This is a genomic window from Thiohalorhabdus sp. Cl-TMA, from assembly GCF_041821045.1.
In the GTDB taxonomy this organism is placed as follows: Bacteria; Pseudomonadota; Gammaproteobacteria; order Thiohalorhabdales; family Thiohalorhabdaceae; genus Thiohalorhabdus; species Thiohalorhabdus methylotropha.
Genome location: NZ_JBGUAW010000009.1, coordinates 65,567 through 81,213, shown reverse-complemented (window position 1 = coordinate 81,213; position 15,647 = coordinate 65,567). Strand labels below are relative to the sequence as shown.

General features: G+C 67.5%; 11 protein-coding genes. 1 reads left to right on the top strand and 10 read right to left on the bottom strand.

From position 1 onward, the window contains the following. Positions 1 to 165: 165 nt before the first annotated feature. The 6 genes from ACERLL_RS13705 to ACERLL_RS13680 all read right to left on the bottom strand — a co-directional run bounded on the left by ACERLL_RS13705 (position 166) and on the right by ACERLL_RS13680 (position 7,514). Positions 166 to 666 carry a hypothetical protein gene (locus ACERLL_RS13705; RefSeq protein ID WP_373656666.1) on the bottom strand — a complete coding sequence of 167 codons (501 nt, stop codon included), beginning with the start codon at positions 664 to 666 and terminating at the stop codon, positions 166 to 168. 46 nt (positions 667 to 712) lie between these two features. Continuing rightward, positions 713 to 955 (bottom strand): FmdB family zinc ribbon protein, encoded by a 243-nt coding sequence (locus ACERLL_RS13700; RefSeq protein ID WP_373656665.1) that lies wholly within the window; start codon positions 953 to 955, stop codon positions 713 to 715. A 155-nt stretch (positions 956 to 1,110) separates the two neighbouring features. Then, a complete protein-coding gene (locus tag ACERLL_RS13695; RefSeq protein WP_373656664.1) occupies positions 1,111 to 3,627 on the bottom strand; it encodes a nitric oxide reductase activation protein NorD in 2,517 nt (838 codons plus the stop codon). Positions 3,628 to 3,788: 161 nt separating this feature from the next. Next, entirely contained in the window at positions 3,789 to 4,649 is an 861-nt protein-coding gene (locus tag ACERLL_RS13690; RefSeq protein WP_373656663.1) for a CbbQ/NirQ/NorQ/GpvN family protein, read from the bottom strand. A 144-nt stretch (positions 4,650 to 4,793) separates the two neighbouring features. Beyond that, positions 4,794 to 6,161, bottom strand: coding sequence for a YhjD/YihY/BrkB family envelope integrity protein (locus ACERLL_RS13685; protein ID WP_373656662.1), 1,368 nt, complete (start codon positions 6,159 to 6,161; stop codon positions 4,794 to 4,796). Positions 6,162 to 6,188: 27 nt separating this feature from the next. Beyond that, positions 6,189 to 7,514, bottom strand: coding sequence for a YhjD/YihY/BrkB family envelope integrity protein (locus tag ACERLL_RS13680; RefSeq protein ID WP_373656661.1), 1,326 nt, complete (start codon positions 7,512 to 7,514; stop codon positions 6,189 to 6,191). A 115-nt stretch (positions 7,515 to 7,629) separates the two neighbouring features. Here ACERLL_RS13680 and ACERLL_RS13675 point away from each other — a divergent pair, with 115 nt between their 5' ends. Then, positions 7,630 to 8,985 carry a TrpB-like pyridoxal phosphate-dependent enzyme gene (locus tag ACERLL_RS13675; RefSeq protein WP_373656660.1) on the top strand — a complete coding sequence of 452 codons (1,356 nt, stop codon included), beginning with the start codon at positions 7,630 to 7,632 and terminating at the stop codon, positions 8,983 to 8,985. A gap of 1 nt (position 8,986) precedes the next feature. Here the strand turns inward: ACERLL_RS13675 and ACERLL_RS13670 are convergent, their stop codons facing one another. The 4 genes from ACERLL_RS13670 to petA all read right to left on the bottom strand — a co-directional run bounded on the left by ACERLL_RS13670 (position 8,987) and on the right by petA (position 15,488). Further along, a complete protein-coding gene (locus tag ACERLL_RS13670) occupies positions 8,987 to 12,805 on the bottom strand; it encodes an ATP-binding protein (RefSeq protein ID WP_373656659.1) in 3,819 nt (1,272 codons plus the stop codon). Positions 12,806 to 12,958: 153 nt separating this feature from the next. Further along, positions 12,959 to 13,678 (bottom strand): cytochrome c1, encoded by a 720-nt coding sequence (locus ACERLL_RS13665; protein WP_373656658.1) that lies wholly within the window; start codon positions 13,676 to 13,678, stop codon positions 12,959 to 12,961. Next, the gene (locus tag ACERLL_RS13660) at positions 13,678 to 14,886 is read right to left on the bottom strand and encodes a cytochrome b (protein WP_373656657.1); all 1,209 of its coding nucleotides are present in this window, start codon (positions 14,884 to 14,886) and stop codon (positions 13,678 to 13,680) included. The genes ACERLL_RS13665 and ACERLL_RS13660 overlap by 1 nt, the downstream gene beginning before the upstream one ends. Before the next feature lie 11 nt (positions 14,887 to 14,897). Further along, entirely contained in the window at positions 14,898 to 15,488 is a 591-nt protein-coding gene (gene petA, locus ACERLL_RS13655) for a ubiquinol-cytochrome c reductase iron-sulfur subunit (protein ID WP_373656656.1), read from the bottom strand. Between the last annotated feature and the right edge of the window lie 159 nt (positions 15,489 to 15,647).

Below are 15,647 nucleotides of genomic sequence, written 5' to 3'. Positions count from 1 at the left end.
ATCCGGGAGCGGGCATGAAAGCCCGGATACCGCCATTTCCAGGGAAGGGAACACCTTCGGGGTACCGGAAGCGGGCATTTACAGCCCATGATGGAAGCATGGGCTGTAGACCAAAAGCGCCCCCGCCGTCAGGGGCGGAGGCGCAAAAAATCAGTCCCTACTACGCTAGATGAGCCCGTAGGGCGTGTCCACTAGATTGTCTTCCGGATCCAGGACCCAATCCACCGAAAAACCGCCCTCCTCGGGATACAGCAGGGCGTGGGGCCGCTCGGTCATATCCTCCAGGATCATGCCCACCTCCGCGGGATCACAGACGCCGCCATGGCGCCGCAGATGCCGCGCACGCAGATGGTCGCGGTCCTCCACCTTCACCAGCACCGGCCGGGGCAGCCCGAGCGGCAGGATATGCTCGCGCACCAGCCACTGTACGGGATACAGCCTGCGTATCGGCGTGCCCGGCCGGAACGCCGGACCGCTCACGTCGATGCGGAAATGGCCGCCCCCGCCGGGCTCGTGCACCAGCTTGCCGAGCCAGCCCTGCGGCAGGCCGTCGTGCACGAGCAGGGTGCGGCCCGTATAGCGGTCGAAAAAGGCTTTCTGCAAGTTGTTCTGATCGGGCTCCCGGCCGATCCGCTCCAGGAGTCCGCGCATCCAGCGGGTGGCCATGGCCGCCTCCGTGGTACGCGAGCGCCGCCCCCCGGGGCGGGCGGATTCAGGAATCCGTGCCCGTACTGCTCCCGCTGGAGGAGGATTCGCTCTGCCGCTCCTTCGAGCTGGAATAGCCGTCCTTGTACCAGCCACCGCCCTTGAGCACGAAGGAGCCGGCGTTATTGAGCTGCTTGCGCAGGCCGTGCTCCTTGCATTCGGGACATTCGGTGAGGGAATCCTCGCTGATGCGCTGTTTCACTTCCAACTGGTGACCGCACGAGGAACAGGCATATTCGTAGGTGGGCATGGATTACAGTCCTCCATAGGGCAAAGACGAAAGACAGCCGGCACGGCATGCCGGCACCGGTCTCTATATAGGGGCTTTGGTGTCCCGGTTCAAGCATTCGCTGCAATTCCGCGAGACGGGGAGTCAGGCGCAGCAAGGCGCCGACCCGGGACAGCTCAGGCGGCCCGCAGCCGCAGATAGACCTCCGGCAGCCTGCGCGGCAGCTCGTCCACCCGGTCCACGACCAGGTAATGCCCCGGTCCGAATATGGCCGGCAGGTAGTCGGCCCCCGAGGGGTCGAGGGTCAGGCAGAAGGGGTGAATCCCCTGGCTTGCCGCCTCCTTGACCGCCATGCGGGTATCTTCGTGGAGATAGCGGGGATCGCCGCCGTCATCATAATCCGCCGGGCGCCCGTCGGATAGTAGCAGCAGCAGCCGGCGTTCGGCGCGTACCCCCGCGAACCGCCGGCAGGCATGCCGGATTGCGGCCCCCATCCGGGTGGCGAGGCGGCCGTTGATGCCGGCGATGGTGCCGCGGACCTCGGCGTTCAGGGATCCCTCGAAGCCCTTGATGGGGTAGTAGCTTACGCCGTCCCGGTACTTGGAGGCGAATCCGGCCAGTGCGAATGGATCGCCCAGGGCGTCCAGCGCCTCGGCGAACAGCAGCATCCCCGCGCGCAGGCGGTCCACAACCCGCCCCTCGCCCGACTGGCAGGGCGCCATGATGGAGGTGGACAGGTCGGCCAGCAGCAGCACCGCCGTGTCGCGCTCCACCCGGGCGCGGTGCTGGTAGACGTACGGCTCGGGCGCGTTGCCGGCCCGCTTTTCGGTGACGAAGTCCATGGCCGCCTCCACGTCCAGCTCCTCGCCGTCGAGCTGGCGGCGTAGCGGCGCCGGACGCTGAGGCTTCTGCATTTCCAGGGCGCGCTTGAGGCGGGTCAGGGTATCGCCGTGCGCGGCGAGCAGCTCCGCGGCGCCGTCGGCATCCGACTCCGCCAGGGCCTTTTCCTGGACCCAGGCCCAGTCCGGCTTGTAGTCCTGGTCCCGGTAGTCCCATTCCGGATAGCCGATGCCCACCTGGTCGGCGCGCCGCTGGCGTCGCCTGCCGGAGACCGTGGTGGCGGTATTGATGCCGGCGCCGATGCGGCCACCGCTGCCCCCGGTCTCCTCCGGAGGCATGGACCAGTCCGGGTCCTCCTGCGTCTCGCCGCCTTCCTGCTCCTCCTGGCGCTCGCTTTCCTCGCCGCGGCTGTCCTCCAGCCCGTCGGAGGCGGAGGGATCCTCGTCCTCCTCACCGAGACTGCGGGGATAGACGGGCCGGGAGGCATTGGGGCCACGCCCGGGCAGATAGGCGCGGTCCCGGTCGCCGATATCCGGCGTGGGCAGGTCGGCCTCCTCCGCATAGAGCCGGTTGGCGACGCGGAAGGCGTCGAGCAGGGCCGCCTCCGGCGACAGCAACGGCCGCAGGCGCTCGTCCAGCTCCGCCGTCCCGAGGGCGCCGCGCACGCTTTCCAGGGCCAGATGCCAGTAGGGCGCGGCGGCCCCTTCGGGGGCTTCCCCCCGCCCGGCCAGGGCCTCCAGGCGGCGCAGATGGCCCGGGAGGACCCGGTCTAGGGCCGAATCCACGCGCAGGTCCTCGCACAGGTCGAACAGCAGCTGAAAGCGGAACAGCTCGTCGCCGTAGGCGGCATAGAGGGGCCGCCAGGTGATGCGCTGGTCGTCCTCCAGGGGTGGATGGGCCATGCCCGCTTCCCGGAACAGGGCCTCGATGGCCCCCCGATCGTAGGTGCCCAGCTCGATATGGCCGGCCACGTGGAGCACAGCCAGCAGCGCCTCGTCGCGGGACGGAAAGACCGCAGGCAGGTAGATGGCCTCGCCGTCGGTGTCCGCCAGGGGGCGGCCCGCCCCCGGGATCCACTCGCTCTCCGCGAAGGGGTGGGCCCGGCCGAACCAGGCCGTCTGCAGCATCTGCAGCAGCCGGGCGTGGTCCCGGACCCGATAGCCGGGCACCGCCTCCAGCAGCAGCCCGACGCTCTCGGCGCTCTCCAGCCGGAAGTAGGCTTCGCCGCGCTGCCGCGAGGCCTGGAGGATGTCGGCGCCGCGCCGTGCCCACTGGTCCAGGCCCTCCGGCCCCACCAGATCGCGCACCCGCAGGGCGCCGGTGATGTAGCTGCCGAGCGCCACCCGGCGCTCCTGGAACAGCTTCTCGGCGGGCGCGAGGAGCTCCTCCATGCCCGCCGCCCCCTTGCCGCCGGCGAGGTCGCGCCACGGGGTGCGGAAATAGCTGGTGCCCGAATCCAGGTGGCGCTCCAGCCAGCGGACGCCGATCTCGAACCAGATCCGCTCGCCTTCGGGACCGAGCTCGGCGTACACCTCGCCCACCTGCGGCATGAAGGCCTCCAGGGCCTTGTCGGAGCCCCGCCAGCGCAGAAACGCCGCCGCCTGCTCCACCCAGTCCAGGCAGCCGCAGGCGGCCACCGCCTGCTCCGTATTGCGGATAAAGGCCTTGCCCGCCTCGCGGTCGTGAAAGAACAGGTCGCGGGCATGCTCCAGCCAGTGCAGGGCCGCCTCGGCGCCGAAGCGCTCCTGGACGGTGGGCAGCACCTCCGTGGAGTCGCGGTGGGCGACGAAGCTCACCCCCTCCAGATGCTGGCGAATCTCCTCGATCTCGAGGAGGGCTTCGTTTTCGGTCATGGCTTCTTCACGAATTATTGAACCGCCAAGGACGCCAAGTAAAACGACTCAAAAAGCACCACTGAAGTTCTCTCCAAAAGCGGAGGCGTCCAGCCTCGCTTCCCTTAAGAATCTTCATTATCTTGCTGTTTTTGCCATCCTTGGCAGTTAGATTCCTGCCGTTACGCCGTGGCCTCGGCGCCGAAGTGGGCCCGCACGATCTCCATCAGCGCCTCGGACAGCTCCGGGTCGTCGGTGATGGGGGCGACCATGGCGGCGCGGCAGGCTTCCACGGGCTCCATGCCGGCCTGGATGAGCTGTCCGGCGTAGACCAGGGCGCGCGTGGAGGTCACCTCGTCGAGACCGTGATCCTTGAGGTTGCGGGCCTGACGGCCGGCGGCCACCAGCTTCTCGAGCAGGTCTCCGTCCAGGCCCTCGGACTCCCTGGCCACGATCTCGCGCTCCACCGCCTCCGAGGGATAGTCGAAGCTGTAGCCCACGAACCGCTGCTTGGTGGAGGGCTTCAGGTCCTTGAGCACGGTCTGATACCCCGGGTTGTAGGAGATCACCAGCATGAAGTCCTCGTGGGCGTCGATGATCTGGCCCTTCTTGTCCAGGGGCAGCTGGCGGCGATGGTCGGTGAGCGGGTGGATCACCACCGTGGTGTCGGTGCGCGCCTCGACGATCTCGTCGAGGTAACAGATGGCACCTTCCTTAACCGCCTTGGTGAGCGGCCCGTCCTGCCACACGGTTTCCTCGCCCTGCAGGAGGAACCGGCCCACCAGGTCGGAGCTGGTGAGGTCCTCGTGGCAGGAGACGGTGACCAGCGGCCGGCCGAGCTTGTGGGCCACATGCTCCAGGAAGCGGGTCTTGCCGCAGCCCGTGGGGCCCTTGAGCATCACCGGCAAGCGCTGGTCATAGGCGGCTCGGAAGAATCCGATCTCGTCGCCCTGGGCCGCGTAGAAGGGCGCGTCGCCGTCCTCCGGGCCCTGGATCACATCCCGCTCCACGCCCCGCAGTTTATCGATGAACTTCTTGACCATGTATCGGGCTCCTCATAACGCGCGGTGCCGGCATTCGATCCGGTGCAGAGCTCCGAGCGGACCGCGCCCGCGGCTATCCGATTTCAGTATACCTAAAGATTCTAATATATCAGTCCGGCCCGGTCGGGCGAAGCGGACAGGGGCTCAGCCAGCCCCGAGCTCCCGGGGCTGGTCCCCATCCTCCGCTCCGGTCTCCACCAGTGCCCCCAGGCTGGTGTCCACGAACTCACGCTCCAGGGCCCGATCCGCCCGCTCCAGGACGTGATTCACCACCGGGTGGGGGCGCAGGCGGTAGCGCGGCGGCTCCCGCTTCCCCGGCGACAGGGAAACCGCGTCCATGACTGCCTTGACGGTGATGCCGTAGGGGTCCATGGCGGGCAGGAAGGCGGGGGGCTCGTCCCGGGTCGGCGCGATCAGGCCCGCCTGGTGAAGGTCCTCCAGCACCCCCTTGAGTGGATTGCGGGGAATGCCCAGACGCGCCTCCAGCCGTTCCAGGGTCCAGGCCGGCTCCCGGCGCTGGAAGCTCCGGCAGAGCAGGAACATGGCAGTTAGCGCGGCGCGCTGACGGGGCCGACCGCGTAGCGGGGTGCCCGGGTCGGGCTGGCCCAGGTACTCGGGGTGCTGGAAGTAGAAAGTGATGCGGGCCCCCACCAGCAGGATCAGCCAGCTCAGGTAGAGCCAGATCATGAACAGCAGGCCGATGGCGAAGCCCGAATAGATGAAGGTGTAGTTGGTGGAGGTGGCCACGAAGGTGCCGAAGGCCCATCCGGATAGCTGCCAAAGCAGTCCGGCCACCACGCCGCCGGTAAAGGCGTTGACCAGGGGCACCGGAGTGTTCGGCACCAGCAGGTAGAACAGCGTGAAGGCCCCGATCACCAGCAGATAGGGAATCAGCTGGGAGACCAGAGTTACCAGGGTGCCCAGGGGCTCCAGCCCGGAAACGACCCGGAACAGCGGGGAGTCCAGGACGGCGGCGGTCATGCCGGTGGCGGTGAACAGCAGGACGGGGCCGCCGAAGATCACGCTCAGGTAGCCGCTTACGCTCTGCGGCCAGCTCCGGGCCTCCCGGATGTCCCAGATGAAATTGAAGCCGGTCTCGATCTTGTAGATCAGGGACCCCACCGTGAAAAGCAGGAAGCCCAGCCCCACCGTGCCCAGCACGCCCACCTCGATCTGGCCCACGAAGCCCAGGATGCGATTGGCGAAATCCTGGCTTTCCGAGCCGAGCGGTGCGAGGAAGCCCAGCAGCAGCGGCTCCAGGCGGTTCTGCATGCCGAGCCCGGTGAGCACCGAAAAGCCGAAGGCCAGCAAGGGCACCAGGGAGAGCAGCGTGGTGTAGACCAGGCTGGTGGTGAGCTGGGTCATGCGGCCGTCGTAGAGGTCGATGGCCAGCGCGCGCAGGATCTGCGCCGTCCGTACCAGAACCCGGCGGTGCCAGGGCAGGGCCGCCACCTCCTGCTCCCAGAGGATCCGGTTCATCTTGCGGACAAGCCGCTCCCAGCGGTTCGCCATACCCTTCCCCGTGTCCGGCGCGGCCGATCAGGTGGCGGCCGGCCCGCCTGCCAGGTCCACCACGGTGGTCCGCCCGAGGGTTTCCTCGCAGGCCTGCTCGCAGGCGTTCATGTACCGGTCCACCAGAGCGTCCTCGGGGAGGCGGTAGGGCGGCACCACCTCGTTTCCGCCCGCCGACCGCACCGCCTCCATGAGCTCGCGCATGGGGATGCGCTCGGGGCTGCGGCCGGGCACGAGGCCCGGCGGCTCGCCCCCGGTGGCGAGCAGGAGTCCCGCCTTCCGGAGATCCTCGGCGATGCGCTCCACCACCTGCACCGGCACCTCCATCCATTCCGCCAGCTGGTCGGAGGTCCAGGGCAGGCGCTCGCCCTGGAGATAGTCCCGGACGATCCGGGCCATCATGAGCAGCGCCAGCCGCTCCGCGAGGCGGGCGCTTATGCGGGTGCTGCCCGAGCGCCGCAGCGATTCGGGATGCTGTACATAGAAGGCCAGGCGTGCCCCGAACAGCAGGATCAGCCAGCTCTGGAATACCCAGATCATGAACACCACCAGGATGGCCAGGCTGGAATAGACCGCGGAGTAGCGCGTGGACCCCACGGCCATGGCGCCGAAGATCCAGCCCACCGTCTCCCAGAGGACCCCGGCCACCAGCCCGCCGATGAAGGCCGCCTTCACCTCCACCCGCGCATTGGGAATGATGAGGTAAACGAAGGTAAAGGCCAGTATAACCAGCAGATAGGGAAGGATGGTCAGAAAGAAGGTGATGACGGCCCCCAGCGGGCCTATGGCGATGAGGGCCTGAACCCGCTCGCTGCCCAGCACCGAGGCGGACAGGGCCAGAGAGCCCACCGCCAGGAGCGGGCCCACGGTGATGATGCTCAGGTAACCGACGATCCGCTGCACGTAGCCCCGCAGGCGGCGCACCGCCCATAGCTCGTTCAGGGCATCCTCGATCTTCTGCGCCAGGGAGATGGCCGTATACAGGAGGAATACCACCCCCACCGCGCCCAGCACGCCCACGTTCACGTCCTCCACGAAGCCCATGAGCCGTTCCGCCATGCGCGTCCCGGCCTCCCCGAGGGGCTCGAAGGCCCCCGCCAGCAGGGGATAGACCTCCGTGTGCAGCCCGAAGCCCTTGAGCACCGAGAAGCCCACCGCCAGCAGGGGCACCAGGGCCAGCAGGGTGGTGTAGACCAGGCTGGTGGCCTGGTCGGGAATCCGGCCTTCCCATACCACCTCCCGCCCCAGCACATGGAGCAGCCGCAGCACGCGCACCGCGGCGCGGCGCGGCCGCCGGGAGCCGGGATCGGTCTCCCAGACGAATTGGTACAGCGATCGAAGCAGGTTCCCCATGCCTTCGCGCCTTTATCATGACGGGGTTCGTGCCGGGCTCATTCCAGCCTACAATACCGCCAACCCCACTAGCCCCCGGGCGTCCAGGAGCGCCCCGCGGTTCAAGGAGCGCGCAGTGCAGACCAAGATCCTCCTCGAAGAGAACGAGATCCCCCGCCATTGGTACAACGTGGTGGCCGACATGCCCAATCCGCCCGCTCCGCCGCTCGGACCGGACGGCAATCCGGTGGGGCCGGAGGCACTGTCGGCGATCTTCCCGCAGCGGGTCATCGAGCAGGAGGTGGCCACGGACCGCTGGATCGAGATCCCCGAGCCGGTGCGCGAGGCCTATGCGCTGTGGCGGCCGGCCCCCCTGTACCGCGCCCACCGCCTGGAGGCCGCGCTGGGGACGCCGGCGCGCATCTATTACAAGTACGAAGGCGTCAGCCCCGCCGGCTCGCACAAGCCCAATTCCGCCATCGCCCAGGCCTACTACAACAAGCGGGAAGGCTTCACCCGGCTGGCCACCGAGACCGGCGCCGGTCAGTGGGGCTCCTCACTGGCCTTCGCCGGCGAGATGTTCGGCCTGGACGTACGCGTCTACATGGTCAAGGTGAGCTACGAGCAGAAGCCCTTCCGGCGCTCCATGATGCAGACCTGGGGCGCCGAAGTCCTCCCCAGCCCCACCGACCGGACCGAGGCCGGCCGCAAGGCCCTGGCCGAGGATCCGGAAAACCCCGGATCGCTGGGCCTGGCCATCTCCGAGGCAGTGGAGGACGCCGCGGGGCGCGAGGACACCAACTACGCCCTGGGCTCCGTGCTCAATCACGTGCTCCTGCACCAGACGGTGATCGGCCTGGAGGCCAAGAAGCAGTTCGACAAGGTGGGCGACTACCCGGACATGGTCTTCGCCCCATGCGGCGGCGGCTCCAACTTCGGCGGCGCGGCCTTCCCCTTCCTGGCCGACAAAGCGTCCGGCAAGGAGGTCCGGCTGGTGGCGGTGGAGCCCACATCCTGCCCCACCCTAACCCGCGGCCACTACGCCTATGACTTCGGTGATTCCCAGGGCCTGACGCCGCTGACCCTCATGTACACCCTGGGCCACGACTTCATGCCGCCGTCCATCCATGCCGGCGGCCTGCGTTATCACGGCGATTCGGCCCTGGTGTCCCAGCTCTACAACGAGGGCCTCCTCGAGGCCGTCGCCGTGCCCCAGGTGGAGACTTTCCGGGCCGGCGTCACCTTCGCCCGGGCGGAGGGCATCATCCCCGCCCCGGAGACCAACCACGCCATCCGGGCCTGCATGGACGAGGCGCTGCGCTGCAAGGAGAGCGGTGAGGAAAAGACCCTGTTTTTCAACCTCTCCGGCCATGGCCATTTCGACATGGCGGCCTACGACAAGTACTTCTCGGGTGCCCTGGAGAACTACGAGTATCCCGCCGAGGCCATCGACGCCGCCCTGCACCGCCTGCCCAAGGTGCGCGGGGGCTGATTCACAGCAGGCGGCCCAGGCAGCCCGTTTCCAATCCGTCCCGGCCCTCCTTCAGGCCGTTATGGAGCGGGGCCGCCAGCCGCCTCGCCTCCCCCTCCCTGCCCTGGCCGAGCAGGAGCCGTCCCAGCAGGCTCCCGATGCGGGCCCCGTAGCCAACGGAGCCCATCTCCCCGGCCAGGGTCAGGGCCCGACGCAGGTCCTGCTCGGCCGCCTCCGGCTCCTCCCGCGCCCGGATCCGCCCACGCGTCAGGAGCAGCTCGGGCACGGTGACCCGATCCCCCACCGCTGTGGCCGAATCCAGCCCACGGGCCACCACGGCCCGCGCTTCCGCGTCGCGACCGAGGAGCGCCAGGGCTTCCGCCATGCGGTTCAGTGCCGTCGCTCCCATGCCCGCGGCGCCCCGGCACATGTTCTCAGTGCCCTCCACCAGCGGGCCCGTCGCCGTCTCCCAGCCTTCCACCGCATCCGCCCAGGAGGCATGAAGCCAGGCCCAGCCCCAATGGATAGGCCCCCCCGCGGAATCCCCGAGCTGCTCCATCCGCCGGACAAACCTGCGGACCTCCGCCACATCCTGGCGGAGGAATGCTATCGCCATGCAATAGGCAAGCACGGCCCCCAGGGAATAGGGGTGACCGTGGGCCTCGGCCACCTCCAATGCGTCCCGGCTGACCGTAACCGCCGTCTCCGGATAACCAAAGTGCCAATAGGCGAGGGCCAGATAACACAGGCTCAAGGCCGCAGGGTCGAGGCCGAAGCGGGCCACGCGGTCTCGTCCAGCCAGAGGATCCTCCAGGCCGTCCGGCTGGCTCTCCCGCCCAGCGCCGCGCCGCGCCGCGGTCTCGACCCTCTGCAGGTCCCCCAGCCAGTAGGCGGTGCAGCCCACCGCATAGTCGGCGGCACCGCCGTAGGGCGGTCCCAGCTTGGCCGCCAGGGATTGCAGCTCCTCGGCGATCTCCAGCGCGTGAGCGTGCCCCTCGCGGGTGGCCGCCCCGAGCCACAGCCCCCAAAGGGCCTGGAAACGATCGCCCCGGGCCGCGCCGGGTGCGCAGAGGTCCAGCGCCCCCCGGAAGGCCGCCTCCACCTCCGGGGCACTGTAACCGCGCAGTGCCATCCGGGCCCGGCCCAGGATCAACAGCAATTCCCGCTCCTTGGGTCCGGTATCCGCCGCGGAGGTCCGCGCCGCCTCCAGCCCCTTGAGACATAGATCCACTGCCTCGGCATTGGCCACCTGCCGCCAGGCCTGCCGGGCGGCCTGGAGCCAGGGGGGAAGGGCGTCTCCCGCCCTACCCCCCTCTGTCAGGTGATGGGCGAGCCAGGCCGGCTGACTCTTTTCAATGTCGGGATGATGGGCTTCTATGGCCGCGGCGACGGCGGCGTGATTGGCCCGCCGCCGCTCGTGGAGCTGGCTGCGGTAGGCGGCCTCCTGCAGCAGCACGTGCTGGAACTGGAGCCGGTTGCCCCCGCTGGCGTCGATGGGGCCCAGGATGCCTTCCCGGTCCAGATCCGCCAGGGCCGCGTCCAGCTCCCCCCTGGAAAGGCCCGCGGCATGGGCCAGCAGGGAGGCGGGGAAATCCCGGCCGATGGTGGCGGCCAGCTGGATGAGCGGACCCCGTTCCGGAAGGCGGCTGAGGCGCGCGCCGAAGATGTCTTCCAGGGTCTCCGGCATGGAGGGCATGGAGCGTTCCGGAGGCGGTGCTTCCCGGATCTCCCGCAGCAGCTCCAGCGCGAATAGCGGGATCCCGTCGCTCCATTCCTGTACGCTGCGGCACAGGCGCTCCGGAGGATGGCGCTCGCCGGTGGCGCAGGCGATCAGGGAAACCACCTGCGCCTCTTCCAGGGGCGGGATGTCCAGAAGCTCCACGGCCTCTCCCGCGGAAAGCTGCCACTCCGGCATCCGGCGCGCTGTCAGGACGAGGAAGAGCGGCTCCGTCGTCAGGCGATGAACCATGCGCTCCAGCACCGCCAGCGTGGACGGATCGGCCCAGTGGAGATCCTCTACCACCAGCACCTGCGGCCCCTCCCGGTCCCGGGAGAAGGCCACCTCCAGGATCACCTCCCGAAGCCGCCTGCCCTCCTCCGCCGGCGTCAGCCCCGGGTCCGGATAATGCGCTTCCACGGGGAGTCCGAAAAGCCGGCCCAGCAGATAGGGGCCCTGGCGGGGCACCCTCGGGTAACCGGCCAGAAAGCGCTCTATTTTGGTGATCCGCGTCGCAGCGTCGTCCGACTCGCCGAGCCCGAGCAGCTCGGGAAAAGCGCCGGCGGTGAAGGGATGGTAAGGATCGTCCTGGTGCATGGGCAGGCAGCGGTATTCCCGTACAGTCCCCGTCCGGCCGCTCAGCCGTTCGGCCATGGCCCGCACCAGCCGGGTTTTGCCGATCCCGGCCTCCCCGCGTAGCAGAACCGCCCGTCCCCGTCCCCCCTCCACGTCACGCCAGCATTTGGTGAGCCAGTCCAGCTCGCGGTCCCTTCCCACCAACCGACCGGCCGTCTCCCAGCCGCCGCTGGCTCGCTCAGCCTCCACCGCGCGCAGGCCCCAGGAGCCCTCCGAGGAGGGGGCCTGGGGATCCTGAACGCGGATCTCCGTCTCGTGGAACTGGAAAAATTCCCTGACCGCACGCCGCACGGGCTCGGTAGCAAGCACCGTTCCGGGACCGGCGTGAGCCGCCGCCGCCCACGCCGGTCCGGTCACCATGCCGGAAGCGTCCGGCTCTTCCGGACCGGCGTCGAATTGGACCGTCGCCCCCATATGAACCGCTAGCCGCATATCGAACGGGGGCTCCATTTCCGCCCCGCCCTCGCCGCTCTCCTCCAGCAGCTGCAGGGCGGTCCGGACGGCATGTACCGCCATCCACTCGCGATCCTCCCCGAGGCCGAAATAGATGAGGAAATTCCCGCCGTGAGGGCGGATAACCCGCGCTCCGTAGCGCTTCGCCACCCGGTCCACCGCCCGGGCCATGGGGGCGATCCGGGCCGCCGCCGCTTCCGGATCCCGCTCGCCGGGGAAGGTGACGCGGCACGCAAGCACCGCGATCCGGACCCTGCCCGGCGGCGGATGAGTCGCCCTGACAGGTACCTCAGACGCGCCTACTTCCCCAGACCCCGCCCCGCGTAGCCTGTCGCGGAGCCTTTGCGTCTCCTCTTCGGGGGCGACACCCAGCTCCCGCCCGAGCAGATCCGCCAGGCTATGGTAGTGCACCAGGGCATCCTCCCGCCTGCCCTGCTCCGCCAGGAGCTCCATGATGAGCCGGTGCCCCCCCTCGTGCCACGGATCCACCTCCACCAAGCGTCCGGCGTAATGCAGGGCGTCCTGCGGCCGGCCGAGGGTACGGCAGCAGTCGGCCAATCGTTCCATATAAGCGGCCGCGCGCTTGTGGAACCGCTCCCGCACGGCACGAAGCCACGACTCGAGCTCCTCCATGCCGTTGCCGAGGCGGATCCCGTCCAGGAAAGGCCCCGCGTAGTAGAAAGGCCGGTCGGGATCCGTGCACTCCGGAAGCGGCGCCTCCAGGTACGCGGCGTCCACCGTCACGTCTCCTTGCGGATCGAATCGTACCGTCCGCTGATCGCTTCTTATCGCCTCCACGCCTTCCAGAATCCGCCGCAGCTGGTGCAGGGATTGACGGAGATTGTTCCGCGCCCTGCTCCCGGGCTGCTCGGGCCAGAAAAGACCGGCGAGCCGCTCCCGCTCGTGCGGCTGCCCCCGCTCCACCGCCAGATAGGCGAGGAGCGCGGCGACCTTGCCCTCCCCGAGGCCGGGCAGTGGCTCTCCGTCACGGAGCACGGCCATGCGGCCGAGCGTCCGGATATACAGCTGGGGCAAACCATTCCCCCTTCCGGTGTCTGTGCGGGACCGTACCAGGGTACGGCCAACCACCGGCCACTTCCATCCCCGCGCACGCCCCCTACCAGAGCAAAGAAAAGCCCCGCTTCCGGAGAAGCGGGGCTTTTCGGGCCGTACTCGGACTGCCGGACTCTAGTGGATATCCCGCCAGTACTCCTTCTTCACCAGATAGGTGAGAACGCCCAGCACGGCAAGGAAGAGCAGCACCCAGGGGCCCATGGAATGCCTGGCCAGGACCGAGGGATCGCCCAGATAGGCCATGAAGGACACCAGGTTCTGCACCTTCTGATCGAGCTTCTCGGGCACTTCCGGATATTCGGCCTCGCCCTCGCCATGATGCGGCTTGGGCATGGCGGCGTAGTAGCCGGGGGCCTGCTCGGTCATGTGGTACAGGACGTTGGGCATACTGACCTCGGGGAACACATGGTTGTTCCAGCCGGTGGCCGCGCCGTCATCCTTATAGAACCGCAGGAGGTAGGTGTAGATCCAGTCGGTGCCCTGGACCCGGGAGGTCAGGGACAGATCCGGCGGCGCCGCGCCGAACCAGTCGGTCCCCTGCTCCTGCGACATGGCCGACATCATGTGCTGATTGACGTCGGTGAGCCCGTACATGAGCTTGTCCTCGACCATGGTCTTGGACATGCCGAGGTCGTCCACCAGGTTCTTGAGGCGGTAGTACTTGGCGGAGTGACAGCCCAGGCAGTTATTCATGAAGGTCTTGGCGCCGTCCCGCAAGGTCTCCTTGGAGTAGTCCACCTCCATGTGCATGAGATCCGCCTCGCCGCCAGCGGCCTGCGCCAGGCCCGGAAGGGCGACGAAGCCCATCACGATAGCTGCGATCCAGTTCTTCATCACTCAGTCACCCTTTCCGGAACCGGTTTCGGCTTTTCCCATTTGGACACGAACGGCAGCGCGATAAAGAACGCGAAGTAAATCACGGTGAAGATCCGCGCGAACATGGTGTAGGTCGCGGTTGCCGGTTGTGCGCCCAGATACATCAGCACCAGGAAGCTGATGCCGAACAGGATGACCATCTGCTTGTAGATGGGCCGCAGCTTCCAGGATTTGACCTTGGACCGGTCCAGCCAGGGCAGCAGGAACAGCAGGGCGATGGCCAGGAACATAAGCACCACGCCGGTGAGCTTGTCGGGCACTGCGCGCAGGATGGCGTAGAAGGTACCGAAGTACCACACCGGCTTGATGTGGGCCGGGGTCTGGAGCGGGTTGGCCTGCTTGAAGTTGTCGTGCTCCAGGAAGATCCCGTTGAAGGTCGGCAGGTAGAAGACGATCACCGACACCACGAACAGGAACACCACCGCGCCGAAGATGTCCTTCACGGTGTAGTAGGGATGGAAGGGAATGCCGTCCAACGGCTTGCCGCTCTCATCCTTGTGCTTCTTGATGTCCACGCCGAGGGGGTTGTTGGAGCCCACCTCGTGCAGGGCGATCAGGTGCACGGCCACCAGGGCGAGCAGCACGATGGGCAGTGCCACCACGTGAAGCGCGAACAGGCGGTTCAGGGTCGGATCAGCGATGGAGAATCCGCCCCGGATCCATTCCGCCAGATCAGCACCGAAATACGGGATGGCGGTGAACAGGTTAATGATCACCTGGGCGCCCCAGTAGGACATCTGGCCCCAGGGCAGCACGTAGCCCATGAAGGCTTCGGCCATGAGCACCAGGTAGATCAGCATGCCCACCACCCATACCAGCTCGCGCGGCTGTTTGAAGGAGCCGTACATCAGGCCGCGGAACATGTGGAGGAAGATCACCACGAAGAAGGCCGAGGCGCCGGTGGAGTGCATGTACCGGATCAGCCAGCCGTAGTTCACGTCGCGCATGATGTGCTCGACGGAAGAGAAGGCCAGGTCGGCGTCCGGTTTGTAATGCATGGTCAGCCAGATCCCGGACAGGATCTGCACCACCAGCACCAGCAGCGCCAGGGAGCCGAAGAAGTAGAAGAAGTTGAAGTTCTTCGGTGCATAGTACTCGGTCAGGTGCTCGCGAATGTTCCGCATTAGCGGATAGCGGGCATCGACCCATTCGATCACTCGGTTCACGTTGCTCCCCCTTAGCCCACGGCCTCGCCGATGCGGATTTCGCTATCGGAGAGGAATTCGTAATAGGGAACCGCCATGTTGAGCGGCGCGGGACTGCCTTCCATGACCCGTCCGGCAAAGTCGTAGCCGGAACCATGGCAGGGGCAGAAGAAGCCGCCCTTCCAAGTGCCCGACCAGAAGTTACCGCCGGATTCCGGATGGTAGCTGGGAATGCAGCCCAGGTGGGTGCAGATGGCAATCATCACCAGCCATTCCGGCTTGCGGGATCGGTAGTCGTTGGCCGCGAACTCCGGCTGCTCGGAGGCCGAGGATTCGGGGTCCTTGAGCTGTCGCACCACCTTGGGATCTTCGAGGGTTTCCAGCATCTCATCCGTGCGGCGGACCACCCAGACCGGCTTGCCCTGCCACATCACGGTGATGCGCTGACCCTTCTGGATCTTGGAAATGTCCACCGTTGTGGTGGCCTGGGCCATGACGGCTGCGCTGGGCGACATGCTCCGGATGAAGGGGACAGCCGCGTACCCCACGCCTACGGCCCCAACCACGCCAGCGGTCCAGTTCAGGAACCGTCGGCGGTTGGGGTTCACACTGTCCGTACTCATAGCTCCTCCTAGGACGGGAAAGGCTTCGATCGCGAGAACGGGAAATCACAATATTCGGTCGGATACAAAGGGCCTGGGGCGAAGAAAGCTCCGCCAAAGGGAATATTCCGTGCGAAACCGGGGGCACAACAAAGGAAAGCCGGCTTCTTAGCCGGCATA